The 23,945-nt window shown below is 56.7% G+C and carries 20 protein-coding genes; 15 read left to right on the forward strand and 5 right to left on the reverse strand.

Translation table 11 applies throughout. From position 1 onward, the window contains the following. The first annotated feature begins 99 nt into the window (after nucleotides 1-99). The 3 genes from EU557_RS14210 to EU557_RS14220 all read left to right on the forward strand — a co-directional run bounded on the left by EU557_RS14210 (nucleotide 100) and on the right by EU557_RS14220 (nucleotide 3,076). Nucleotides 100-948, forward strand: coding sequence for an NAD(P)H-binding protein (locus tag EU557_RS14210; protein ID WP_135531132.1), 849 nt, complete (start codon nucleotides 100-102; stop codon nucleotides 946-948). Nucleotides 949-1,071: 123 nt separating this feature from the next. Beyond that, complete coding sequence (locus tag EU557_RS14215; protein WP_167855216.1) at nucleotides 1,072-2,337, forward strand: BaiN/RdsA family NAD(P)/FAD-dependent oxidoreductase; 1,266 nt, start codon at nucleotides 1,072-1,074, stop codon at nucleotides 2,335-2,337. 292 nt (nucleotides 2,338-2,629) lie between these two features. Beyond that, nucleotides 2,630-3,076, forward strand: coding sequence for a PA2169 family four-helix-bundle protein (locus tag EU557_RS14220; RefSeq protein WP_135531133.1), 447 nt, complete (start codon nucleotides 2,630-2,632; stop codon nucleotides 3,074-3,076). A 165-nt stretch (nucleotides 3,077-3,241) separates the two neighbouring features. On the opposite strand, the gene EU557_RS14225 is transcribed toward EU557_RS14220, so the two are convergent. Together EU557_RS14225 and EU557_RS14230 are read right to left on the reverse strand one after the other, a co-directional pair. Continuing rightward, the gene (locus EU557_RS14225) at nucleotides 3,242-5,185 is read right to left on the reverse strand and encodes a DEAD/DEAH box helicase (RefSeq protein ID WP_135531134.1); all 1,944 of its coding nucleotides are present in this window, start codon (nucleotides 5,183-5,185) and stop codon (nucleotides 3,242-3,244) included. A gap of 402 nt (nucleotides 5,186-5,587) precedes the next feature. After that, nucleotides 5,588-5,779: a cold-shock protein gene (locus EU557_RS14230; protein ID WP_088841860.1), complete on the reverse strand. Its 192-nt coding sequence runs from the start codon at nucleotides 5,777-5,779 to the stop codon at nucleotides 5,588-5,590. A 323-nt stretch (nucleotides 5,780-6,102) separates the two neighbouring features. Here EU557_RS14230 and EU557_RS14235 point away from each other — a divergent pair, with 323 nt between their 5' ends. The 4 genes from EU557_RS14235 (at nucleotide 6,103) to EU557_RS14250 (ending at nucleotide 12,272) form a co-directional block, all read left to right on the forward strand. Then, nucleotides 6,103-6,516, forward strand: coding sequence for an acyl-CoA thioesterase (locus tag EU557_RS14235; RefSeq protein WP_135531135.1), 414 nt, complete (start codon nucleotides 6,103-6,105; stop codon nucleotides 6,514-6,516). A 60-nt stretch (nucleotides 6,517-6,576) separates the two neighbouring features. Then, a complete protein-coding gene (locus EU557_RS14240; RefSeq protein WP_135531136.1) occupies nucleotides 6,577-7,290 on the forward strand; it encodes a hypothetical protein in 714 nt (237 codons plus the stop codon). 75 nt (nucleotides 7,291-7,365) lie between these two features. Beyond that, the gene (locus EU557_RS14245) at nucleotides 7,366-10,791 is read left to right on the forward strand and encodes a UvrD-helicase domain-containing protein (protein ID WP_135531137.1); all 3,426 of its coding nucleotides are present in this window, start codon (nucleotides 7,366-7,368) and stop codon (nucleotides 10,789-10,791) included. A 218-nt stretch (nucleotides 10,792-11,009) separates the two neighbouring features. Further along, nucleotides 11,010-12,272, forward strand: coding sequence for a TCR/Tet family MFS transporter (locus EU557_RS14250; RefSeq protein ID WP_135531138.1), 1,263 nt, complete (start codon nucleotides 11,010-11,012; stop codon nucleotides 12,270-12,272). Nucleotides 12,273-12,358: 86 nt separating this feature from the next. On the opposite strand, the gene EU557_RS14255 is transcribed toward EU557_RS14250, so the two are convergent. After that, a complete protein-coding gene (locus EU557_RS14255) occupies nucleotides 12,359-12,859 on the reverse strand; it encodes a vitamin K epoxide reductase family protein (protein WP_135531139.1) in 501 nt (166 codons plus the stop codon). Between the two features lie 176 nt (nucleotides 12,860-13,035). On the opposite strand from EU557_RS14255, the gene EU557_RS14260 reads away from it, so the two are divergent. From EU557_RS14260 to EU557_RS14290, 7 genes are all read left to right on the forward strand, one after another. Beyond that, nucleotides 13,036-16,065 (forward strand): PD-(D/E)XK nuclease family protein, encoded by a 3,030-nt coding sequence (locus tag EU557_RS14260; protein ID WP_245326277.1) that lies wholly within the window; start codon nucleotides 13,036-13,038, stop codon nucleotides 16,063-16,065. 90 nt (nucleotides 16,066-16,155) lie between these two features. Beyond that, entirely contained in the window at nucleotides 16,156-16,590 is a 435-nt protein-coding gene (locus EU557_RS14265; protein ID WP_135531140.1) for a nucleoside deaminase, read from the forward strand. A 324-nt stretch (nucleotides 16,591-16,914) separates the two neighbouring features. Continuing rightward, on the forward strand, nucleotides 16,915-17,220 hold the full coding sequence (locus EU557_RS14270) for a hypothetical protein (RefSeq protein WP_135531141.1): 306 nt from the start codon (nucleotides 16,915-16,917) through the stop codon (nucleotides 17,218-17,220). A 145-nt stretch (nucleotides 17,221-17,365) separates the two neighbouring features. Then, nucleotides 17,366-17,677, forward strand: coding sequence for a hypothetical protein (locus tag EU557_RS14275; protein ID WP_135531142.1), 312 nt, complete (start codon nucleotides 17,366-17,368; stop codon nucleotides 17,675-17,677). Beyond that, nucleotides 17,674-18,075: a hypothetical protein gene (locus EU557_RS14280; RefSeq protein ID WP_135531143.1), complete on the forward strand. Its 402-nt coding sequence runs from the start codon at nucleotides 17,674-17,676 to the stop codon at nucleotides 18,073-18,075. The genes EU557_RS14275 and EU557_RS14280 overlap by 4 nt, the downstream gene beginning before the upstream one ends. Nucleotides 18,076-18,169: 94 nt before the next feature. Then, the gene (locus tag EU557_RS14285) at nucleotides 18,170-18,994 is read left to right on the forward strand and encodes a mechanosensitive ion channel family protein (RefSeq protein WP_135531144.1); all 825 of its coding nucleotides are present in this window, start codon (nucleotides 18,170-18,172) and stop codon (nucleotides 18,992-18,994) included. A gap of 201 nt (nucleotides 18,995-19,195) precedes the next feature. Next, entirely contained in the window at nucleotides 19,196-20,980 is a 1,785-nt protein-coding gene (locus tag EU557_RS14290) for a chloride channel protein (protein ID WP_135531145.1), read from the forward strand. Between the two features lie 73 nt (nucleotides 20,981-21,053). Here the strand turns inward: EU557_RS14290 and EU557_RS14295 are convergent, their stop codons facing one another. Next, complete coding sequence (locus EU557_RS14295; protein ID WP_135531146.1) at nucleotides 21,054-22,244, reverse strand: cation:proton antiporter domain-containing protein; 1,191 nt, start codon at nucleotides 22,242-22,244, stop codon at nucleotides 21,054-21,056. 100 nt (nucleotides 22,245-22,344) lie between these two features. On the opposite strand from EU557_RS14295, the gene EU557_RS14300 reads away from it, so the two are divergent. Next, nucleotides 22,345-23,592 (forward strand): BaiN/RdsA family NAD(P)/FAD-dependent oxidoreductase, encoded by a 1,248-nt coding sequence (locus EU557_RS14300; protein ID WP_135531147.1) that lies wholly within the window; start codon nucleotides 22,345-22,347, stop codon nucleotides 23,590-23,592. Nucleotides 23,593-23,607: 15 nt separating this feature from the next. Here EU557_RS14300 and EU557_RS14305 read toward each other — a convergent pair whose 3' ends face one another. Next, complete coding sequence (locus EU557_RS14305) at nucleotides 23,608-23,877, reverse strand: hypothetical protein (protein WP_135531148.1); 270 nt, start codon at nucleotides 23,875-23,877, stop codon at nucleotides 23,608-23,610. Between the last annotated feature and the right edge of the window lie 68 nt (nucleotides 23,878-23,945).

The following is a 23,945-nucleotide window of genomic DNA, read 5'->3' on the forward strand; positions in this document are numbered from 1 at the left end:
TACTACAGCTAACTTTTCAAGCAACCGCAAAATAGAGCATCCGGCTTTCCAGGGGGCGCTTCTTGTGTAAGAAAGATTTTTTGCCACCTTTACCCTCACATGACCAACGCCGCTGCTTCCTTCCACTCTTCGTCGCTGCCAACTGTTGCCGTACTGGGCTGCGGCTGGCTAGGCCTGCCTTTGGCCCAAGCCCTGGTAAAGGAAGGCTACCGGGTGCATGGCTCCACTACCACTCCCCTCCAGTTACTCACATTGCGGGATGCTGGTATCCGGCCTTTCTTACTACGCCTCAGCGCCAAGCTCTCTCCTATTGATGCCGATACGCTGAGCGCGATGCTGCAGGAGGTGGATGTGCTAGTGCTCAACATTCCGCCTTCGCGGGCGGCCGGTTCAGCCGAGGCCTACCCTGAGCTTCTTCAGCCCGTAGTGGAGGCCGCTGACCATGCTGGGGTGCAGCACATTCTATACGTGAGTACCACAGGTGTGTACCCCGATGAGCCCCGCGCCATGCGCGAAACCGATGCTCAAGCCGCTATTGATGCCGCCGCGCCACTGCTGCGAGCCGAGGCCCTTTTCCCCGCTCCTCACCACACGGTGGTTCGGTTGGGTGGCCTACTGGGGCCCGGCCGGGCAGCGGGCCGCTTCTTAGCGGGCCGCCAAGATTTACCGCAGGGAGATGCTCCCGTCAACCTTATTCATCTGGATGATTGCGTAGGCCTGCTCTGCCACATTATTGAGCTGGAAATTTGGGGGCACACGTTCAACGCCTGCGCGGCCAATCACCCAACGCGCCGCGAGTTTTACCCCCAAGCGGCCGCCCGTCTAGGCCTGCAGCCACCTACGTTTCTGCCAGAGTCGGCCGGTGGCAAGCTCATCGACAGCACCTTGGTCCGGAAACTAACGGGCTATACTTTTCAGCACGATGATGTGCTGGCAACACTCGGGTAGGCCACTCCTGTCTGGTTAATCCTAATTAGCGAGTAGGGTCAGCAACGGTTATTTTCCACTCTTTCAGCCTAGTAAAACGTTTGGTTAGATGGTACTCGCGCAGGGGAGTCGTACCTTTGCAGCGTGAAAGCCGAGAAGAAAACAGTAGCTATTATCGGGGGTGGAGCAGCGGGCTTTTTTGGGGCCATTACCTGCGCCGAAACCAATCCCCATCTGCGCGTTCTCCTCATTGAGAAGACGGGTAAGCTGCTGAGCAAAGTGCGTATTTCGGGCGGAGGCCGCTGCAACGTAACGCACGCAGCAGATACGCCCGCTCAGCTCGTGCAGCACTATCCGCGGGGTCAGAAGCAGCTTAAAGAACCCTTTAAGCAATTTGGAGCAACTGATACGGTGCGCTGGTTTGAGCGCCGCGGCGTACGGCTCAAAACTGAGCCCGATGGTCGTATGTTTCCCACTACTGACTCCTCCGAAACCATTGCCCAGTGTCTTTTGGATGCCGCTCACCGTGCTGGCGTCCAGATCCTGCTGCATACTCAGGCCGAGCATATTGAGCCCCTACCTGAAGGTGGATTTCGCCTTACGCTTACCGGTCCGCATGCCCAAACCCTGGAAGTAGCGCGTCTGCTTATTGCAACCGGTGGGGCACCTAAAGCCGACCAATATGCGTGGCTGCGGCAGCTAGGCCACTCTATTCAGGAGCCCGTCCCCAGCCTGTTCACCTTCAACGTGCCCGACTCGCCCCTACGCGAATTGCCGGGCGTGAGTGTGCCGCAGGCACGGGTGCGCGTAGCCGGTGAGAAGCTGGAGTACGAAGGCCCGGTGCTAGTCACGCACTGGGGGCTCAGCGGTCCGGCCGTACTGAAGCTTTCCGCCTGGGGCGCCCGCCGCCTCCATGATTTGCAGTACCAAAGCACTGCCTTGGTCAACTGGATACCGCAACACACCGAAGAGACCTTGCGGCAGTGGCTGCTGGAGTTTCGGGAGCAAAACGGCAAAAAGGGCGTAGTCAACAACCCCCTTTTTGGTTTGCCCCAGCGCCTGTGGCGTACCCTAGCTGAGCAGGCGGGCATTGGGCCAGAAACACGCTGGAGTGAGCTGCCCGCTAAACTTCAGAACCGTTTAATAGAAGGACTGCTCCGCACGGCCCTGCCAGTTCGGGGCAAAACCACATACAAGGATGAGTTTGTTACCTGCGGCGGCATCGTGCTTAGCGAGGTGAACATGCAAACTATGGAAAGCCGCCGCGTACCTGGCCTACACTTCGCCGGAGAGGTGCTGGACATCGACGGCATCACTGGCGGCTTTAACTTTCAGGCCGCCTGGACTACCGGATTCCTCGCCGGCCGGGCCATGGGATCAATGCATGAGAGCTTGAGTGAAGTGGCCTAGCATACTGGTTCAGCCCAGGTAGTAGGCCTGTCGACAACAGATAGGCTATAGAAAAAGCCCAACGGGGCGACACTGCTTGTGCATCGATAGGTGTCGCCCCGTTGGGGGTTTTATTTAATACATAATTGAATTACCCTCTCACTATGCTGCTTCGGGGCTATGCTGCTAGGCCACTTCGCTCATTCCCTTCCCTCACTCGTGCACTGTATCAGCGCCTCGCAACCCTACTTGCTGTTTGGGAGTAAAGGAAACCACAATTATTCCTTTCCTAAACACCAAAACTGCTCTCCACATGGACTCTAAAGCACTCCAAGCCGGTCTGAACGAACTTCTCGAAACTCTGAAAGACGGCCAGCGTGGTTACACTGAAGCATTAACTGATGTAGAAGATCCTGATCTGAAGCAAGTATTCAAAAAATATGCTGCTCAACGCTCTGAGTATATCACGGAGCTGGAAGATCAGATGCACAAGCTGAATCTGCATCCACAAGAAGAGTCATCTATCACCGGTACGGTGCACCGTGCTTTCATTAACCTGAAAGGCTTGGTAACGGGTAAAGACCGCCATAGCATTCTGGCTGAGTGCGAGCGGGGCGAAGACTACGCTAAAAAAGCTTACGAAACAGCTCAGCAGCTGCAGGACGTTCCGAGCGAGCTGAAGTCGCTGATTGAAAAGCAAGCTGCTGGCATTAAGCAAGGCCACGACGAAATCCGCAACCTGCGCGACGCTGCCAAATAGCCCTACAGTATCCCGTTGAGTGGATAGCCTACTCATAATGGTTGCTCTTAAGCTCAACAGGAATACTTCATTGCTTCACCAGCAAACAAAAAGGCCACTCTATAGAGTGGCCTTTTTGTTTGCTGGTGCTCCGCTACGTAGCGGAGAACATTGCATTAGAATATACTATTCGTCACCACCGTCGCGACGGCCTTTGTAGCCACCACCATAGGAGCCACCGCGGTTACCGCCATAGCTACCACCACCGCGGTTGCCGCCAAAGCCACCTTCCCGGCGCTCACCGCCACCGTAGGAGCCACCGCCGCGGTTACCGCCGTAGCTGCCGCCTTCCCGACGGTCGCCGTAGGAGCCACCACGGTTGCCCCCGTAGGAACCGCCACCACGGTTGCCGCCGAAACCACCTTCGCGACGCTCGCCGCCACCGAACCCACCTGGGCCCCGACGTGGACGGTCGCCACCGAAGCCACCACGGTTACCACCTTCTTGCTGCGCATCACCTTCTTGGCGAGGAGTAGCAATATTGAAGGCTACCGGACGGCCCTGAATGGTGCTGCGGCCCAGCTGGCTGATAACTTCCTCCACAAACTCGTTCGGGATTTCCACGAAGCTGAACTTGTCGTAGAGGGCGATGTCGCCTACTTTACCAGCGGAGAGGCTAGTATTCTCAGCAATCAGGTCAACGATGTCGCGGGGGTGCAGACGGTCCTTCTTGCCCATGGTAACGAAGAGGCGCGTGAAGCCGGGGCGCGCAGCACCTTGGGTGCGGCTAGCGTCGAGGCTTTCCTGAGCGCGCTTATCTTCCTTCATGGTCATCTTGAGCAGGGCCGCGGCTACATCCAAGGATGTTACACCGTCTTCTTGGTCCTGATCGATGAGGCGCTGTACGCGAGCGATGTACTTATCAAGGTTACCTTTCTCGATTACCTCTTTAATAGAGCCCAGCATCAGCGTGGTTTTCACCTCCGACACATCTTCGAAGGACGGCACGCGCTCCTGCTTGATGGTGGCTTTGGTGAAGCGCATGATGTCGCGCAGCTTATAGATGTCGCGGCCGCTCACGAAAGTGAAGGCTTTGCCCTGCTTGCCAGCGCGGCCAGTACGGCCAATGCGGTGCACGTAGTATTCTTCGTCGGCGGGCAGGTCGTAGTTTACTACTACTTCCACATTGTCCACGTCAATACCGCGGGCGGCTACGTCGGTAGCCACCAGGATTTCCAGCGTGCCTTTGCGGAATTTATCGAGCGTGTTCTGGCGCTGCTGCTGGCCCATGTCGCCGTGCAGACCTTCGGCGAAGTAGCCTTTGGCTTGCAAATCACCTACAATCTCGTCAACCATGCGCTTCGTGTTAGCGAAGACGATGCCCGACTTGATGTTGTACATGTCGATAAGGCGCGTCAGAACGTCTTTCTTCTGCGGGCCACGCACTTCAAAGTAGCTCTGCTCGATGTTGGTAACCGTCATTTCCTGATGGTTTACCTTCACGATCTGGGGCTCCTTCTGGTAGCGCTTCGTCAGGTCCATGATCGGCTTGCTCATGGTAGCGGAGAAGAACACCGTCTGGCGCTCCTCGGGCATCTTCTTCAACACCGTCTCGATGTCGTCGCGGAAGCCCATGTCCAGCATTTCATCAGCCTCATCGAGGATGATCATTTTGCAATTGTCCAGCTTCAGGGTACCACGCTCAATGTGGTCCATCACGCGGCCAGGAGTACCAATTACAATCTGCACACCGCGCTCAAGAGCCCGGAACTGACGATCATAAGAAGAGCCACCGTAAATTGGCACTACCGACAGACCGCGCTTATACTTGCCAAGCTTCTGGATTTCGCCAGAAACCTGCACGGCCAGCTCGCGGGTGGGGCATAGCACCAGGGCCTGCACCTCACGCGAGTCGGTGTTGATGAGTTCAATTGCGGGGATAGAGAAGGCGGCGGTTTTGCCGGTGCCTGTCTGGGCTTGGCCGATTACATCGCGGCCCGAGAGTAGTACTGGAATGGCGCCAGCCTGGATAGGGGAGGCTTCCTCGTACCCTACCTCGCTAATGGCGCGCTGCATTTCTTCAGAGAGGGTCAGCTCACTGAACTTCATTTTTTCCGTTTCGTTTTCCATTTCTAGGTTGATGGAGTGGAGTCAATAGCTCTGAAAACAGCGGATTCAGCGACGCTCTTCTCCCACTCAACAACAACGACAAGTGACGGAAGCAACGGACGGAAGACAAAGCCGGCCCAACAAGTTTCTTAGAGGCAGCTCAGTAGCTGCGCGGAACGTGGCCGTTCTCAAATGCGGCTGCAAAGGTAAGAAGAAATATTGATAATCCTATTACCCGCTGTAATCATACGCTTTGAACCAAAGTCTGATCTGGTCCAATTTTACGTACTACGCTTGCCCTGGTTTCGCTATAGAGCTTCTAAACTACCGATACCCTGGCCTAGGCCAGTGCTAGGGCAAACACAAAAAAAGCAGGCCCTTTAGAGGACCTGCTTTTTAAAATCTATCCGTTGAAGGATGAAACTAAGCCAGCTTCACTTTCACGGCGTTCAAGCCTTTGCGGCCTTGAGCAATTTCGAACTCAACTTTGTCTTTGTCGCGGATTTCGTCGATCAGCTCGCTTACGTGTACGAAGATGTCCTCGCCGGTCTCGTCCACTTTGATGAAACCAAAGCCTTTGGTTTCGTTGAAGAATTTTACAGTTCCTGTCTGCATGGTACTTTTGTGATAGATGATTTTTTAAGATAAGCAGTTCTCAACTCTGCTTACCCTCCTTGGGGGAGTGCTCAACAGGACTTTGTTCACTACATTTTCTTAAACCTGCTTCAAAGATAGTACTATCTTTTAGATTAACCATATACAGTACTATCATGCCCTGATTTTATACCAAAAACTGGGCTTTGTGCCGTGTTTTAGCGCTTTATTTGTGGCTTCAAGCTCCTCAAAACAAGTGCTTTGGTGGGCTTGTGGAGTGCTTGAACAGTAATTTTCGCTGGGTTTAGGTCATCTCCTGGCTCTCCCCTCCTACCTTATCATTCATGCAAACTCCTGCTTTCCGATTCTCACGCCTCCTTACGGTGCAGCCCCAGGATATTGATGAGCTAGATCACGTCAACAACGTGCAGTACGTGCGGTGGGTGCAGGATACAGCCGGAGAGCACTGGCTAACGGCCTACCCGCCCGGCGAGCGGGAACAGTACATTTGGGTAGTACGAGAACACCGAGTGCAGTATCGCCACCCGGCATTGCTGGGGGAAGAGCTACGCTGCACCACTTGGATTGGTGAGGTGCGCGGTGCCCAGTGTCAGCGCTTCGTGCGCATTGAGCGGGCCGCCGATAACAAGCTGCTCTGCGAGGCGGAAACCCAGTGGGTACTGCTAGACCCGCACACGAAACGGCCAGTGCGGATAGAGCAGGATGTGGTGGAAAGGCTGTGGGGGCCGGTTGGGTGAGGCTACATCAAGCTATTAACTTGCCTGTTGACCATAAATACAACGTTTCTTCACCTCCTTATGCGCACCTATTTACTCCTAGTAGTAGCGGCTGTCCTAGCTGGTTGCAATTATGCCAAGTCTAATCAACAGGTATTAGTCTCAAGTGATTGTGGCATGAACTGGAGCAAGATAGCAGCAGGCGATGCTGTGCCGAAGGGCACTATGAACCCCTGCTATATGAAAGTGGTTATTCCGAATTTTCCTATGCAGGGAGATAGTCGATTTATCACCAATCTGAAAGATCGGGTACGCGCTTCTATTCACATTGACTACGATTATTCTATTACTGATCCTCTAGCCTTTATCAGGCAAGCAAAGTACCTGGGCAAGGCGAATGCCCACGCTGATAGTGATGAAGCACTTAGCCCTACTGCGTTTGAGGGAGCTGAAAATATGGTCATTGATAAGCGCATTCGCGATGTGAGTAAGGCGTTGTTTCTGAATGAAGACATTGTAGAGCTCGACCAAGCTGAAATTGAGAATAACCTACTGGCAAAGTCAAATGAGGTTCTTGAGCCACTGGGCGTGCATCTGAACTTCATCACGCTTACCTTCGATCTGGACGAGCAAACCCGGCAGGCTATCGACATTTCCACGGCTATGAAGATTTACGAGAGCCGCAATTTGACGGAAGTGGGTAAGCAAGTGATGATTGAGCGCGCCGGCGCGACCAAAATCGTAGTTGAAAACCAAACGGAAGCTCCATCCCCAAAGGCCAAGGAGGAAGAATAACTACGCTTCCTCTGTTGCACCAAGCAGTTCACTTTCACATTTCAACTGCTCAATTACCCGTTGTTCCCCACCCCAATGCCTGCCACTTTCCGCATTTATTCCTCTTCTGCCGGTTCCGGCAAAACGTATCAGCTTACCAAGGAATACCTGAAGCTTGCGCTAGGCACCGATGATGCGGCGTACTTCAAGCGGATTCTGGCCATTACGTTTACCAACGATGCGGCGGGCGAGATGAAGGAGCGCATTATTGGAGCACTGCGGCGTTTCGCGTACCCACCGGAAGGTGAAACTGATCAGCTGCTGGCCGATATTGCCGAGGAACTGGCCTACGAGGGCAAGCTGGAATACCTCCCGACTCCGGAAGAGCGACAGCAGGAACTACGCCAACGAGCCAGTAAAACCTTCCGGCTGGTGATGTACCACTACGCCGATTTTGGCGTGAGCACCATCGACTCCTTCGTGCAGCGCATTGTAACGGCTTTCACGCGGGAGCTAGGCCTGCCTGCTACGTTTGAGGTGGAGCTGGACAGCGCTACAGTACTGCAAAGTGCTGTGGCCCTCCTCCTGGACCGCGTGAATCGTGACCCAAACGCGGCGCTACTTTCACGCACCATTTCTGATTTTGCCCTGATGAAGGCCGATGAGGGCCGTAGTTGGAATAACCTGCCCGCCGAGCTAGTGGACTTCGGACAATTCTTGCTCAGCGAGCCGGTGCACGAGGCCGTGGAGCAACTACAGAAGCTCTCGATGCAGGATTACCGCCGCCTGCACGAGGGCCTGCGCCAGCGCCGCGACGAAATTGAAACCGCCTTCCGAACCGTAGCCGAAGTGGCTCAGGAAGCTATTGAGACGGCCGGCATCTCTGAATCAGACTTGTACCAGGGCCGTAGTGGCCTACTGGGCTACGTGACCAAATGGGAGGAGCGCCTGCAGCCCGACAAGGAGGCTAATAGCTACGTGCGCGCCACCGTGGAGCAGGACAAGTGGTACAGCAGCAAAGTAAAAACCGCGGCCGACAAGGCCCGCGTGGATGCTGCTAAGCCGGTGCTGCTCCAGGCCTACGAGCAGATGGAACAGCTCCGGGCCCACCTGCTGCCTGACTACCTGCTGGTGACCGGTATGCTGCCTTACCTCTTTCAAGTGTCGCTGCTGAGTGAGCTGAGCAAGGCCGTGGACCAGCTTAGCCGCGACCGAGGCGTGGTGCTAATAGCAGAGTTTAACCGCCGTATTGCCCAGATTGTGCTGCGCGAGCCGGTGCCATTCCTGTATGAGCGCCTCGGCGACCGGTACCAGCATCTGCTCATTGATGAATTTCAGGACACCTCGGTGCTGCAGTGGAACAACCTACTTCCGCTGGTGGAAAACGCCGTTTCTACGGGTAGTTTGAGCCTGGCCGTGGGCGATGCCAAGCAGGCTATCTACCGGTGGCGCGGAGGCGAGATGGAGCAGATCCTGCGCCTCTACCAGAACCAGACGGAGCACCTCTACGGCCGCATTGCCGACGAGGAGCTGCGGGGCCTGCTGGCTGACCGTTACTTCACGCTGGACCAGGCCCTGGAGCCCGCTAACCTGAACAAGAATTACCGCTCCGCCAGCGAAATCATTCAGTTCAACAATGCTCTGTTTGCGCACATCAGCCAGTCGCACGCCATGCTGCCGCTGGTGCAAGGCATTTATGATGAGGGCTTTCAGCAAATAGCCCCCCCACCTAAAGCCGGCGCAGTTTCCGGTCACGTAGAGCTGTTGTTTACGGAAGACAGCGCGCCTGCTTGTCGCTATGATGCGGCCATTGGCACGTATACGCCGGCCTTGTTGCCAGGCTACACCGTCGGCCAAACGCTGGATTACGAGGAAAGTACCCTCTACCTCACTCTGCAACTAGTAGAGCAAGCGCTGGCAGATGGGTTTCGGCTGCAGGATGTAGCGGTACTTTGCCGCCGCCGCGACCATAGTCGGCGGGTAGCCAAGTTCCTGAAAGAGCGCGGCTATGACATTATCTCCGCCGACTCGCTGTCGTTGGAGTTTGCGGAGGTGGTTAACCTGCTGGTGGCCCTGTTTCGGGTGCTCAACCAGCCCGCCGACACTCTGGCTAGGGCCGAAGCCCTGCTGCTCACGGAGCGCGTAGTGCGCGGCCTCGACCCCACCCCAGAACGGGCCCGCCATTGGGCAGAGCTAGCCAACGCCGACTCGGCACTGCCGTTTTTCGACGAGCTGCGTGTCCTGGGATACGACGTACGGGAGCGGGAAACCGGCAACCTAGGCCTGTATGAGCTGACCGAGCGCCTGATTGGGCTGTTCGGGTTGCTAGACCGGGCCGCCGAGCGAGAGTACTTGTTCCGGTTCCTGGATCTGACGCTGGAGTATAGCCTACGCTTCGGCAACAACCTCAACAACTTCCTGGCCTACTGGGACCAGAAGAAGAGTAGCCTCAGCATCAATGCCCCCGCCGGCCGCGATGCCATTACCATCACTACTGTGCACAAGGCCAAAGGACTGGCCTACGGCGTGGTGATAGTGCCCTTTGCCGATTGGTCGTTGACGCCGTACCGGGGTACGCTGCTCTGGGGCCGCCTGAGCGAAGACTCGGAGAAGCCTGTAGCGCAAATGCCGGGCGTAGCGGTGCTACCTCAAACGCAAGCCCTACTACACACCCCGCTGGCCCAACAGTATACAGAGGAGCTGGAAAAGACCTTCTTGGAGGGCCTGAACATGCTTTATGTGGCATTCACCCGGCCGCGCCACCGGTTGTATGCCATCAGCCGGAAGCCTAGGCCAGTGAAGGCGACTAAGGAAGGTGAAGCTCCTGCCCCGGTGGAGCCCGCCAAAACTGTTGCCGAGATTCTGCATCGTTATCTACTCAGCACCAGCCAGTGGGAGGATGAGCAGATGGCCTACGTAGTGGCCGATGGGCAGCACACGGCTCCTCCCATCAACCCGGCTTCTATCAAGCCCAACCACGACCTGCCCCTGACCAACCTTACCAGCACACCTTGGGAAGAGCGCCTGCGACTGAAGCGCCACGCCAACACCGTATTCGACTTCGATGATCAGCAGGAGCTACGCGAGTGGAACCGCAAGCTCCACTATGCATTGCGTCGTACGCACCTAGCTACCGATGTGGAGCGCGTGGCGGCTATGCTAGTGGCAGAGGGCCTAGTAAGCACCAAGGAACGCCCCGAGCTACTACAGAAGCTGCAGGGCGTAGTAGGCCACCCCGATATGGCGCACTACTTCAGCCCTCAGGTGCAGGCGGAGGCCGAGCGAGAAATACTGGTGGGTGGCACCCGCAAGCAGGACTACAAGCCCGACCGGATCGTGTTCGAAGCTGCGCCCGATGGTCGGCGCCAGCGCGTGACACTTATTGATTTCAAGGTTCCCCCCGCAGAACCGCGTCACCGCCAGCCCCTACTAAAGTACGCCGAGCTCTTCAGGCAGCTTGGGTATCAGGACGTACAATGCGTGCTCTATTACTTTGATACGCAGGAGGTAGTAAAGTTCTGACGTGCGCTGGGAGGTCACTACACTGTCATCCCGGCCACGCCATCCTGACGCAGATAGGACTTTCTTGGGCGTGTACGACTGGCCTAGCGGCTTCTGCTGATGTGACACTAACCTGCACATGCTCTGATGGGCTCTCCTACAGCCTAGCCGGCAGATTTAAAGTGCGGAGCAAGCCTGACTAGGCTACCTTTGCTGAATCACCCAGCCTCTTCTCTCCTATGGCAGCTCCTCGCAAGGCCGCGCTTGGCTTCATCTTCCTGACCTTGCTGCTTGATGTTACGGGCATCGGCATCATTATTCCGGTGGTGCCGCGGCTGATCCAGCACCTGACGGGCGGCACGGTGAGCGATGCGGCACGCTACGGCGGATGGCTGGTATTTGCCTTCGCCGTGATGCAGTTCCTGTTTTCACCCGTAATGGGTAACTTATCAGACCGGTATGGGCGCCGGCCGGTGCTGCTGCTGTCTCTGCTGGGCTTTGGCCTCGATTACATTCTGGTGGCCTTCGCCCCGAGTATTGCCTGGCTATTTGTGGGGCGCCTGATTGCGGGCGTCATGGGCGCCAGCTTCACCACGGCCTCAGCCTACATCGCCGACATTTCAACGCCCGAAACTCGGGCCCAAAACTTCGGAATGATCGGGGCTGCCTTTGGCCTGGGCTTTATCATTGGGCCGCTGCTGGGGGGCTTACTGGGCAAGCATGGCACGCAGCTGCCGTTTCTGGTGGCGGCGGGCCTCACGTTTCTGAACGTGGTGTACGGCTACTTCGTGCTCCCCGAGTCGTTGCCCGCGGAGAAGCGCCGCCCGTTTGAATGGGCCCGCGCCAACCCCATCGGCTCCCTGAGAATGCTGCAGCGCTACCCCGTAATTATGGGGCTGGTGGCCTCGCTGCTGTTTATCTACGTGGCCGCCCACGCGACGCAATCAGCCTGGACGTACTACGTAATGGAGAAGTTCAAGTGGGATGAGACCTGGGTGGGATATTCGCTGGGAACCATTGGGCTATTGGTGGCCCTGGTGCAAGGTGTGCTGATCCGGCGCATCAACCCGGCGCTAGGCCAGAAGCGCTCCGTGTACCTGGGCATGTTGCTGTATGCAGTAGGTTTTGTGCTGTTTGCTTTCGCCACCAAAGGCTGGATGATGTTTGCCTTTTTGGTGCCGTATTGCCTGGGTGGCATTGCGGGGCCGGCGCTGCAGGGCATTATTTCGGGCCAGGTGCCCGGCAACCAGCAAGGTGAGCTGCAGGGTGCCCTCACCAGCCTGATGAGCCTAACCTCCATCATTGGGCCACCCCTGATGACCAACTTGTTTGCTTACTATACTGGCCCCAAAGCTCCGCTGTATTTCCCAGGTGCCCCCTTCTTGCTAGGGGCCGTGTTGATTCTCATTAGCTTAGGCCTAGCAGTTCGTTCACTCTCTTCCTATGTAGCACCTGTAGCACCTGCAGAGGAATCAGAGCCCGCAGTTTCGCTAGGTCACTAGAAGCTTGTTACAAGAGGAGGCCGGAGGTCCTGCTTGTGGCAAGCAGGACCTCCGGCCTCTTCTTGTTGTATTGCAGCCTGTACTGATTAGCGGCGCAGCAAGTTTTTTAGCCCTTTGATAGCCTCAGGCACGGCCAGCGCCAGTGAGGCAATGGAGGCTACCGAGGCCACCTGGCAGTAGAAGCATAAGGCTTTATTTTCCTTCCACTCCTCCTGGCCTAGCTTCAGCGTCGTAACAGTATCGAACAGGGTTTTGAGGCCCATGGCTACCGGAATAGCCGGCTGTTTGCTGGCCCGATGTAGGCCACCCGCCCCGGCCAGGCAGGCCGTGAGGCCATAGGTTACAATCATGGGCAGCGCGTCGGGGGTATCCATGCGCTTGTACCCATAGTCGGAGGCATCTACCTTATCGGAGTCGAAGGGGCCAACGGGTGGGTCGGGCAGGTGGTGGATGATACCGGTCTGGTACATGCTCACAATTTGGCCGGCGGCTACGCCCAGCAGGGAGAGGCCAATAATCCAGCGGCGGCGGTTAAGGTCGGGGCTTTTGCCGTAGCGTAGTTCGAGACTTAGTTGAGTAGGATCCATCAGGAATGAACAGTTGCAGTTGAGTTATAGCCACTGGTACGAGCCGCACAGGCTTCAGGGTTAAGGTGGCGCTTGTGCTAGGCCACTCCGTGAACGGCAGTTTTGGAACCGAGTGCCCTCCCAGATTCTTCTACCACGGCAAGACTACCGCCCACTAGCCGTATCTTTACTTCCCTATGATTTCCTTCCCCGCCGCTCCGCTTACCTCCCCTGCTCCTACCGCTACGCTTCCCGCCGCCACGCCTTTCCTCACGCGTATGGCCCGGGAACTGGTGGCGAAATACGGCCCCACGGACGAGCTGTCGGACCTGGTGGTGGTAGTGCCCACGCGCCGGGCAGTGGTGTATCTGCAGAATGAGCTGAGCCTGGCCGCTGAGGCGGGCCGAGCCGTTTGGAGCCCACGCATTGCAGCCATGGAGGACTACATGGTGGAGCTAGCCGGCGTACAGGTAGAGGAGCCTATTGCCCTGCAGCTGCTGCTGTTTGAGATTCTGCGCGACATCGACCCCAAGCTGGATTTCGACCAGTTTGTGGGCTGGTCGGGGTTGCTGCTGCAGGACTTCTCCAGCCTCGATCAGAACCTAGCCTCCCCCAAAAAGATATTTGAGTACCTGTCGCAGGCCAAGGCGCTGGAACGCTGGGAGCTCAGCAACGAGCCTGCCCCACAGAGCACCACGGCTGCTTACTTCCGTTTCTGGGACGACCTAGAGAAGGTGTACCGCCGCCTGCGTCGCCAAATGGAACGCACCCACCTAGCGTATCCTGGCCTAGCGTATCGCTTGGCCGTCAATAAGATTCAGACCCGCCTGGAGGCCGATGAAACGCTGCCCCAGCATGTGTTTATAGGGCTGGGCTCCCTTTCAAAAGCCGAGGAAAAGCTGATCCGACTGCTTCGGAAGGCCCGGCGGGCCGAGGTGCATTTCGATGGGGACACGTTTTACCTGGAACCCGGCTCACCCAACCGCGCCGGTCAGCACATCCGCCGCTACCAGGATATTTTCGAGCTGCCCAATGAGAACCTGGGTGGTCCGGCCGACCTACTGCGGGGCTTGCCGCGCGACATCCGGTTCGTGGGGGTGGCAAACGCCTCTATGCAGGGAAAGGTGGCGGGCCAGCTACTAGCAGAATCACGGCGCGAAAACCCCAGCGTTAAAGTTGCCGTGGTGCTCCCCGACGAAACGTTGCTATTGCCCGTCTTGCACGGCCTCCCGCTCGATGCGGTGCCCGAGTACAACGTGACCATGGGTCTGAGCTTCCAGAGCACTCCCCTGTTCAATCTCGTGGATTTGCTGTTTGAGGTGCACCTGACTGGTGTGCGTGAGGGCTCCGCCGAAACCGGCTACGGCATACCGCGCTACCACCATTTAGCCGTGAGCAAGTTGCTGCAGCACCCGTTTCTGCGGCGCTACCAGCAATGGCTCGATAAGCAACCGGAAGAGAACTACCATGGCCTGCTTGATAAGGTATGCCGCACTATTGTGAAGCGCCACGCCGTGCTGCTCACAGCCGAGGAGCTGCAAGCCTGGGGCCAGCACCACCCCCTTATTCAGGCCTTGTTTACTACCTGGAACAACTGCGACGACATTATTGCGGCCTGCTACACGCTCATTGATTTGCTCAAAAAGGCGTATCAAGATCAGCATTCCGCTATTGAGGCTGAGTACCTGTACTTGTTTTTCACGCTGGTAAAGCGGCTAGACTCGGTATTCGATTGCCGGGAGCAGCGCCTGTCGGTGCGTTCATTCCGGCGGTTCTTATACGAGCAGATGAAAAGCACTCGTCTGCCGTTCAGTGGGGAGCCCATTGCCGATGTGCAGGTGATGGGTTTGCTGGAAACCCGCGCCCTCGACTTTGATCATATCATCATTCTGAGCTGCAACGAGAACGTGCTACCGGCCCCTAAGCGCCACAGCTCCCTGTTCCCGTACGACGTACTCACCACTTTCCAGCTCCCCACCTACGCCGACCACGAAGCCGCCACGGCCCACCAGTTCTGGCGCCTGCTGCAGCGCGCCCGGCAGGTAGACCTGCTCCACATTTTGCCCGGCGCCGAGGGCACCCGCACCGGTGAGCGGAGCCGCTTTCTGCTGCAAATTGAAAATGACCTAGTGCCCCAGAGCCCTGGCCTACGCCTCCAAGACTTAACGGTGACCTCCCCCGCCGATGAGCCCGCTTCCCCGCTGTCGGCTCTCCCGCCCACCACTTCGGCTCATGCATTGACGCTGGAGCGGGAAAAAGAATCACCCGGCGACATTGTACTGGAAAAGGATGCCGGCATGCTCTTGGCCCTGCGGGAGGTGCTCACCAAAGGCCTCTCGCCTACGGCCCTTAACCAGTACCTGAACTGCTCTCTGCAGTTCTATTTCCAGCGGGTGGCCCATTTCCGCGAGAACGATGAGGTAGAAGAAGCCCTTGGCCCCGACGGGTTTGGCACCGTGGTGCACGAGGCCCTGGAGGAGTTGATGCAGCCCTTCCAGCAGCGCCAGCAACCCATTACAGCTACAGATATACCAGGCCTAGTGAAGCTGGCGCCTATTATGGTGGCAAAAGCGCTGCGCAAGGAAGAAGAAGGCCGTCATGCCCGCGCCGACGAGGGCCTCAACCACGTGCTAGGCCAGGTAGCTACTCAATTAGTACGCCGCTATTTAGAGGGTTTATTGGAGCAGCCGGGCGCCTTGCCCCTGCAAGTGCAGAGCCTGGAAGAGGCTTTGCAGGCAACCGTCTACGTCGGCCTACCGTCGGGCGAGAAGCTGCCCGTGAGCCTTATAGGCTTTGCCGACCGTGTTGATCAATTGCCCGATGGCCGCTTGCGCGTAATTGACTATAAAACAGGACTCGTACAGGCCTACGACCTTCGCTTACTCAAGCGCGGCGAAGGCCCCACCGATGCCGTGGAGCATCTAGTTACGGATGCCACCTCTAGCGCCGATAAAGTGCGGCAGCTCTGGTTGTACCGCCTGATGCTGGCTCACGGTGGCCGCCCCGCCGCCGATGCCGCCATCATCTCCCTACGCAACCTCAGCGCTGGCCCCATGACGGCCGATATGACTTTTCTTACGGAAGGCGGCCAGGACTTCGTGCAGCACAGCGAGCAACTGTTAGGCCGCATCGTTAACCGCATTTTGGACCCGCAGGAACCCATCCGCAAGACCGACGACTTAGATAAGTGCCAGTACTGCCCCTACCGCGGTATTTGCGCCCGCTAGGCTACTAAATGCGGTATAAGCCATAAATTGCAGCTCTCTACCTACTCTACCACTGGCCTAGCGCAACGGTTAGGCTCTACTAAAAATACTATGGACAAGTTCATGCAGGCCGCCATTGAGGAGGCACTACAAGGTCGTCAAGAAGGTGGCATTCCAATTGGCTCGGTGCTGCGCCGGGGCGACGAAATTGTAAGCCGCGGCCGCAACAAGCGCGTGCAGGAAGACAATCCCATCAAGCACGGCGAAATGGACGCCCTCTACAACGCCGGCCGCCAGCGCTCCTACCGCGACACCGTGCTCTATACCACCCTCATGCCTTGCTACATGTGCGCTGGCACCATCGTGCAGTTCAAGATACCCAAGGTGGTAGTAGGTGAAGACCAGACGTTTGGCGAATCCCGCGCTTTCCTGGAAAGCCACGGGGTGGAAGTGGAAATCCTGAACCTGCCGGAGTGCGTGCAGATGATGCAGGATTTCATCCGCGACGAGCCTACGCTCTGGAATGAGGATATCATGGAGCTGTAGAGCAAAAGTGAGTGCCACACTTAGCATTTTCCTGCTCAGCGACTGGCCTAGACCGTCTTCACTTTGCCAAGGACGTCATTGAGGATATATTGTAGAGACGCTGCTCCTGGCGTCTCTACATTATAGCACTGGTACGCCCTGCGTTTGAGCGCAGTCAGCAGAATGTGCTGTTTCGGTATTGTCTGAGCTGCTTTGTAACTACTGCGCTCCGATTGGCGTCTTTCCTAAGGAATCTTTCCTGCGCAGCGGCTCCCATTGGTGGCCGGCGTCTTGCCTGTGTAGCCGGGTGCGCCGCCCCCACTGCCCGCGGCCGACCTTTTGCCTATGTCTGATGCCTCCTTTGTTGCCACCAAAAAATGCCCACACTGCGGCCTCTGGACCGAATGGCACCAGCAACCCACCGACCACTGCCAGCACTGCGGGCAGGAGCTGGAGCCCCACCGGGCCGCCAGCGACCAGAGGCGTCAGGAGCAAGCTGAAGCGCCGCTGTCGCCGGTGCTTCTAGTTGAGATCAAGCCGGAGGACAGCCCCGCACTGAAGTTTTTTAAATATATCATTCGGGGTGGGCAACTGGCCTTTGCGGCTATTGTATCGTTTTTTGTGTGGCTTGTGACGGTAGTCGCGGGCTAGTGCTCTGTTCGCTGAACCGAGGAGGGGGCTGGCGGGTTGTAGAGCCAACAGAACGGGGCACATTCGACCCAGGTGGTGTAGGCTGGTAGAGTGGCCTAGGCCCTGCTACCTTTGCACCGGCCGTTTTGCTTGCCCTCCCCTCTTTATGCCCGAAGACAATTCCCTGCTCAGTGCCTCTAAAAAGTGCCCGGCTTGCGGCTTTTGGAGTAATTGGCAGCAGCGCCCCGACGATCGGTGCGAGCGGTGTGGGCAGCTCTTGGACCCGCAGCGCTTGCGTAGTGAGCAAGCCCGGCAGAAGCAGGCCGATGAGCCATTGCCATCGTTTCTGCAAATCCAGATCAACCCCGACGACAGCTCTTCCACTCGCTTTTTCAAGAAGATCATTCGGGGTGGGCAGCTAGCCTTTGCGGCCATGGTGTCGTTTATGGTCTGGCTACTTACGCTACTAGCCGGATGAAGTGGCCTAGGGAACTGCGCCACCCTATATTTCTGCTAGGCGCTGGAGTCTATCTAGTACTTGCGGCCTATAAGTATGGCGGACCGGTATCGGCCCAGTGGCCGGTGCTGCCCAGCCTGATTCGGGCGCATCTGGGCGATGCGCTAGCACTACCCCTTCAGCTTACCCTCATGCTGTACGCCATGAGGCGCTGGTACTTCCGGCGGCCAGGATTTGTGCTGCCTACTTCCTGGATTTTCAGCTTCTGGTTGGTCACCTCGGTGTGGTTTGAGGGCATCTTGCCACACTATGATGCCCGCGCCACCGCTGACCTCCTTGATGTGGTAGCTTACGCTGTAGGAGGCTTGGTTTTCTGGCGCTGGATGAACCGGCCCGACTGGCCTAGCCCTGAACCATAGTCCCACGTTCGTGCGTATACCCTGTGTAAAGCCCCGCTGACCTCGTGTCGCGGGGCTTCTGCATTGGCTCATTGGGCAAGTAACTTTTCTGTGTATGCTAGAGGATTTTCACCGCGTGCTGTCGGCTTACTGGCAGCAGTTTGTCTTTATTCTTCCCAAACTGCTGATTGCCATTGTGCTGCTATTGATTGCAGTTTTTATTGCTAATCGAGCCAGTGGCCTGCTTGGCAGTCGCTTGCGGGCCCGCTCCTCCGACCCGCTACTGCCCGACTTCTTAGCCAACATCAGTAAGTGGGTGGTGGTACTGACGGGGTTGGTTCTAGCCTTCAACATACTGGGGTTTTCGGGTATTGTAGGGAGTATGATTGGGGCGGCCGGCGTGTCGGCTTTTGTGGTTGGTTTTGCCTTTAAGGACATTGCCGAGAATTTTCTGGCCGGGGTTATTCTAGCCTTCAACCGCCCCTTCCACATTAACGACACCGTGCAGGTCCGGGACTTGATTGGGCACGTGGAAGCCCTCAATCTGCGCACTACGCTTATGCGCACCTTCGATGGCAAGCATATCTTCTTACCCAACTCCATGGTTCTGAAAGAGCCACTAACCAATTTCACTCGGGATGGCAACCTGCGCCAAGAGTTTCTGGTGACGGTGGAGCTAGGCGAAGATGTGGTTCCCGATACGGCTATAAACGTGATTCTGGATTACCTGCGCTCCGTGCCGGATGTGCAGCAGTCGCCGCGCAAACCGTACGTTAATCTCGAAAAAGCCACCGCCACAACCGCCGATCTGCGGGTGTACTTCTGGACTGATTCTGAAGACTACCGCCGGGGCGTCATTCAGCAGAAAAGCCGAATCATGCAACAAGTGAAGCTGGAGTTGCTTGGAGCCGGCTTGGGCGTGCCCGCCCTAGGCCAGTAGGTTACATAGTGGCCTAGGGTGGTATAAAGTGCTCTTCCTCCTTCGAGTGCGGCAGAAGAGATATTAAATCTGTCTGCGCAGGAGCTTTTGGAGAAAGTGGCGAGCTTCTTGCGCGCCACGGTGCTTTTGCCGTTGTTACAGCGGGGTTGGCTGACGGCTACGGAGAATTTTCGGGCGGTCAACGGTTTCACTTGCGTGGATATGCCTAAAAATACTATTCATCGGTTACTGAGTCCTCTGTTGTTGTGGCGCTTGCGTCATCTCAACGACCGAGTGTACCTCATTCTGGTGAGCGTACTGGTAGGCGTCTTCGCCGGGCTGGCGGCGGTTATTCTCAAAACCTCCGTGCACGATGCGCAGCACCGGCTCTATGCCTGGGTGCCCGAGCAGTATAGGGTATTTGCCCTGTCGCTCTACCCTATCATTGGGGTTGCGCTAACGGTGCTCTTTACGCGCTACTTCTTGGGTGGCAACTTGGGGCGCGGCATTGGCCCCATTATCTATAATATTGCCCGCCAAGGCAGTGTTGTGCCGCGTAGTAAGCTGTACTCCCAGTTAGTTTCGTCTTTTCTGACGGTAACCTTCGGGGGCTCGGCGGGTTTAGAGGCCCCTATTTCCGTGACGGGCTCTGCCATTGGCTCCAATACGGCCCGGGTGTTGCGCATAGGCCGCCGGGAGCGGCGGCTGCTCACGGGGTGCGGCGCAGCGGCAGGGGTAGCAGCCATCTTTAACTCACCTATTGCCGGGGTACTTTTTGCCGTAGAGGTAATTCTTTCAGAGCTGTCGGCGGCATTTTTCGTGCCGCTGCTTATTTCCTCAGCAACTGCTACGGTGGTGTCAAAGGCGCTCTATGCGGGCCAACCGTTCGTGCTGATTACCACCAGCTGGCCCGTTGATGCTGTGCCGTTTTACCTAATGCTCGCAGGCTTCACGGCTCTCCTGTCGGTTTACATGATCCGGGTATACTTCTGGGCCGATAAGTTCTTCGAGCGCTGGCACGGCACCTACCGCAAAGTATTGGTGGGGGGCTTGAGCCTCGGGCTGCTGGTATTTGTTTTCCCGCCCTTGTATGGCGAGGGCTACAATATTGTGCAACTGCTACTGGGTGGCCACGCCGAGCAGCTCGTGGACGGCTCTCTGTTTGCGGTCTACCGCGACGATAGCGTAGGCCTGTTGCTGCTGGTGGCAGTTGGTAGTATGCTGCTGAAAGTGATAGCTACAACTATCACAATTGGCTCCGGCGGCAATGGAGGTATGTTCGGCTCTTCACTGTTCGCGGGGGCTTTGATGGGGTTTATTTTTGCTCGCCTAATCAACCTGAGCGGCATTTACCCCATCTCTGAAGTCCACTTTATTGTGCTGGGTATGGCCGGCACGCTTGCCGGCGTGGTACACGCCCCGCTAACTGGTATCTTCTTGATTGCCGAAATTACCGGTGGCTATGCCTTGTTTGTGCCGCTTATGGTGGTTACCTCAGGCTCATATCTCATCACTCGGTATTTTGAACCTTACTCGGTGTATACCCGCAAACTCGTGCAGCGCGGCGTATACGTTCACCACGACCGTGACCGGGGCCTACTAGCCCAGCTCGATCTGCACATGCTGGTACAAACCGACTTCATGACCGTGCACCCCGATGATACCCTGGGTGAGTTGGTAACAGCGTTCCGGCACGCCACTCGCAACCTGTTTCCGGTGGTGGATGAAGAAGGCCATCTGCATGGCGTCATAAGCCTAGATACCGTCCGGGACGCGCTCTTCGACGATGAGCACTATAACACCACCCGCGTGCGCGACCTAATGGGCGAGCCTCCGGCCACCGTCCGCCCCGACGATACCATTCAGGATACGTTGCGCTGTATGGAAGAACTGGGCGCCTGGGCTCTTCCCGTCATTGGTAGCGATGAGCGTTATCAAGGCTTCATTCTCAAATCCAGCATTCTGGCGAGCTACCGTCGGCAGCTTATCCGCGAAAGCGAAAGTTGATTTTCCACTGGCCTAGAGTGATGGCTATAGCAAGAGAGTCAGCCATATACTATTGAGGCAGCGCATCACTAAGTTAATACTCACCTATTTCGGGGTCTTTGGGCGCGAGCAGTAAGCCTGCCATCATGAGTAGGCCAGTTAGTAGGATAACTACGAACAGAATGTTCTCTCCTACTTCCCCAATACGGTGTTGCGCCGGAATACTGTAGTAAAGCAGTACCGTAATAAGGCCTTTGGGGGCAATGAATAGCTCCGGAATCAGGTCGGCGCGCGCAATGTAGCGGAGGTAGAAAAAGCGAATTGCGGTGAGAACGGCTACAATCATCACGCCCTGCAGTAGTAGCGAAGCACTCATAAGGCTACTGAGCGTGATGCTGAACCCAAACAGCAGAAAGAAGAACGTTCGAATCAGGAAAGCCGACTCGGCGGTGATACTGCGCAACTGATGGGTTTCCGCCACCAGTTGCTCTGGCCGGAACCACCGCCGCAACAGCGAACCTTTCAAGAATATTTCGGCATTGTTTACTGCCAGGCCAAACACCAGCACAAGCAGCAGCGACGATAGATGCAGCTTTTTGGAAACACTGTACATAAGCACCAAAAACGCCAGAATCAGGAAAAACTTGACGTGCAGCCGGATGCGCCCGAGCAGGAAGGCCAGCATGGCGGTACTCAACACGGCCACCACAAGCACGGCTACTACATCGCGCCCGAAGGTGACCACCGACATGCCTTGGGCAAAGTTATCTTGGAGGGCGAAGTTGAAAGCCATAATCCCCAGGATGTCGGAGAACGTGCTTTCATAAACGATAAATTCTTGTTTCTCCCCTACCAAGCTGGCCACACTGGGAATAGCAATGGCCGAGCTGATTACAGAAAGCGGCACGGCATTTACTAAACACGTTTGAAAACTTACGCCTAGCCAAAGATGTAGTATGGAGGCAATGGCCACTGCTTGCACTACCAAAATAAGCGCAGCAGCCAGAAACGAACGCCGAATAAGTGGGGCCTTATCGCGGGAGAGCTTCAAGTCCAAAGCCCCCTCCAACACTATCATAATCAACCCAATAACCCCGAATATTTCCAATACCACCTTCGGAATGGGCAAGGTAAAATCGAAGTAGTCGGCGGCCTGCCGCAAGGCAATGCCCGTAAGAAGCAGCATCAGCACCGAGGGAATTTTAGTGGCTCGTGCTGCCAGGTCAAATAAGTAAGAAAGTACAATGGCCAAACTCAGGCCAATAAGAATGGAATACGTACCCATACAGTTTCAACAACTAATCAGTACCCCAACGGTACGCAGAAAATAGCTTTTCAACTGGAATTGCTCTTTTCGTGACTAGCCTCCCGACTACCTTTGCTGAATGCAGCGCTTATCTGATTCTGATGCCGTGGTAGCTATAGTTGGCGGGGGACCTGCCGGTTTGCTAGCCGCCCAGCGCTTGGCGGAGGCGGGGCATCGTGTGGTGGTGTATGAGGCGCAGGCCACCGTGGGCCGTAAGTTTTTGGTAGCGGGCCACGGCGGCTTTAACCTGACCAATTCTGAACCTTTACCAGACTTTGCCACCCGGTACGCGCTTCATTCTGTCCGCTTTCACGAGCTCCTAGGCCACTTCTCCCCCGCTGATCTGCGCCAGTGGACCACTGATTTAGGCATTGCTACTTATGTGGGTACCAGCGGCCGGGTATTCCCCACGGCCGAGTACAAGCCCGCACAGTTGCTGCGGGCCTGGGTGGGGCGCCTAGTCGAGTTGGGAGTAGAAATCCGGACGCGGCACCGCTGGTTGGGTTTCGCGGATGCTACTGGCCTGCGCCTGCGCAACGACGCAACCGGCGAAGAAACTACAGTGTGTCCGGCTGCTACGGTACTGGCCCTGGGTGGGGCCAGCTGGAGCAAGACCGGTTCTGATGGCCGCTGGACCGCTGCGCTAGAGCACATAGGCGTGCAGTGTGTGCCCTTCCAGCCGTCTAACTGCGGAGCAGAAATAGCGTGGTCAGCTTTCTTTCAGCAGAAAGTGAAGCGCACTCCCCTCAAGAACATTGCCCTTACCTGTGGCTCCCACACGGTGCGGGGCGAGCTTATGCTCACGGAATATGGCGTGGAAGGCACCCCGGTTTATGCGCTTACGCCAGCTATTCGGGAGGCGCTAGGCCACTCAACCACAGCCACGCTTTTGCTTAATCTAAAGCCTGACTTAACTCCGACAGCCTTGCGTGAGCGGCTGGCACAGCGACGGAGCGGAACATCCTGGGCCTCTTTTTTGGCCAGCGCCTTACGCTTAGGGCCGCCTATTCCGACCTTACTGCGAGAAGTTGGCCCACCTATTTTACCTACAGAGCCGGTAGCTTTGGCCCATTTACTTACGCACTTACCCCTTCCGGTTAGTGGCCTACGCCCCTTGGAAGAAGCCATCAGCACTGCCGGTGGGGTGGCCTGGACTGAGGTGAACGAGCACCTGATGTTGCAACGGCGGCCCGGCACCTTCGTGGCCGGAGAGATGCTTGACTGGGAAGCTCCTACCGGCGGCTATCTGCTCCAGGGCTGTTTCAGCACGGGCGCTTGGGCGGCGCAGGGAGTAACCCGCTGGCTGCGTAGCACCCAGCAGCAATAAATAGTCTTTGAGGGATTAGGCGTCTCGTTCGCGCACTTTTTCTGCTTCTTCAGCCGCGGCCAAAATAGCTTTGGCGTCGTCGAGCAGGCGCTGGCCATGATTCAAGTGGTACTTCAGCACCAGCGCGAACAACAGGCAGAAGGAGACTAATGGCAATGCCCAGCCTAAGAAAAACCAGAGCCAGAACGACCGGCCGTGGCTTTGCGCACAGTGGGCCGTAGTGAAAGCCAGCACCGCCAAGCCCATCATAAGGGCCAGCACCAACAAGGGAGCTACCAGCAGCATAGGACTAGGAATGAGGAAGGCGAGTGGCATAAGGTTATAGTAATATACGCGGATGCTCCCAAACTTAC

The sequence above is a fragment of the Hymenobacter wooponensis genome (assembly GCF_004745865.1).
Lineage (GTDB): Bacteria > Bacteroidota > Bacteroidia > Cytophagales > Hymenobacteraceae > Hymenobacter > Hymenobacter wooponensis.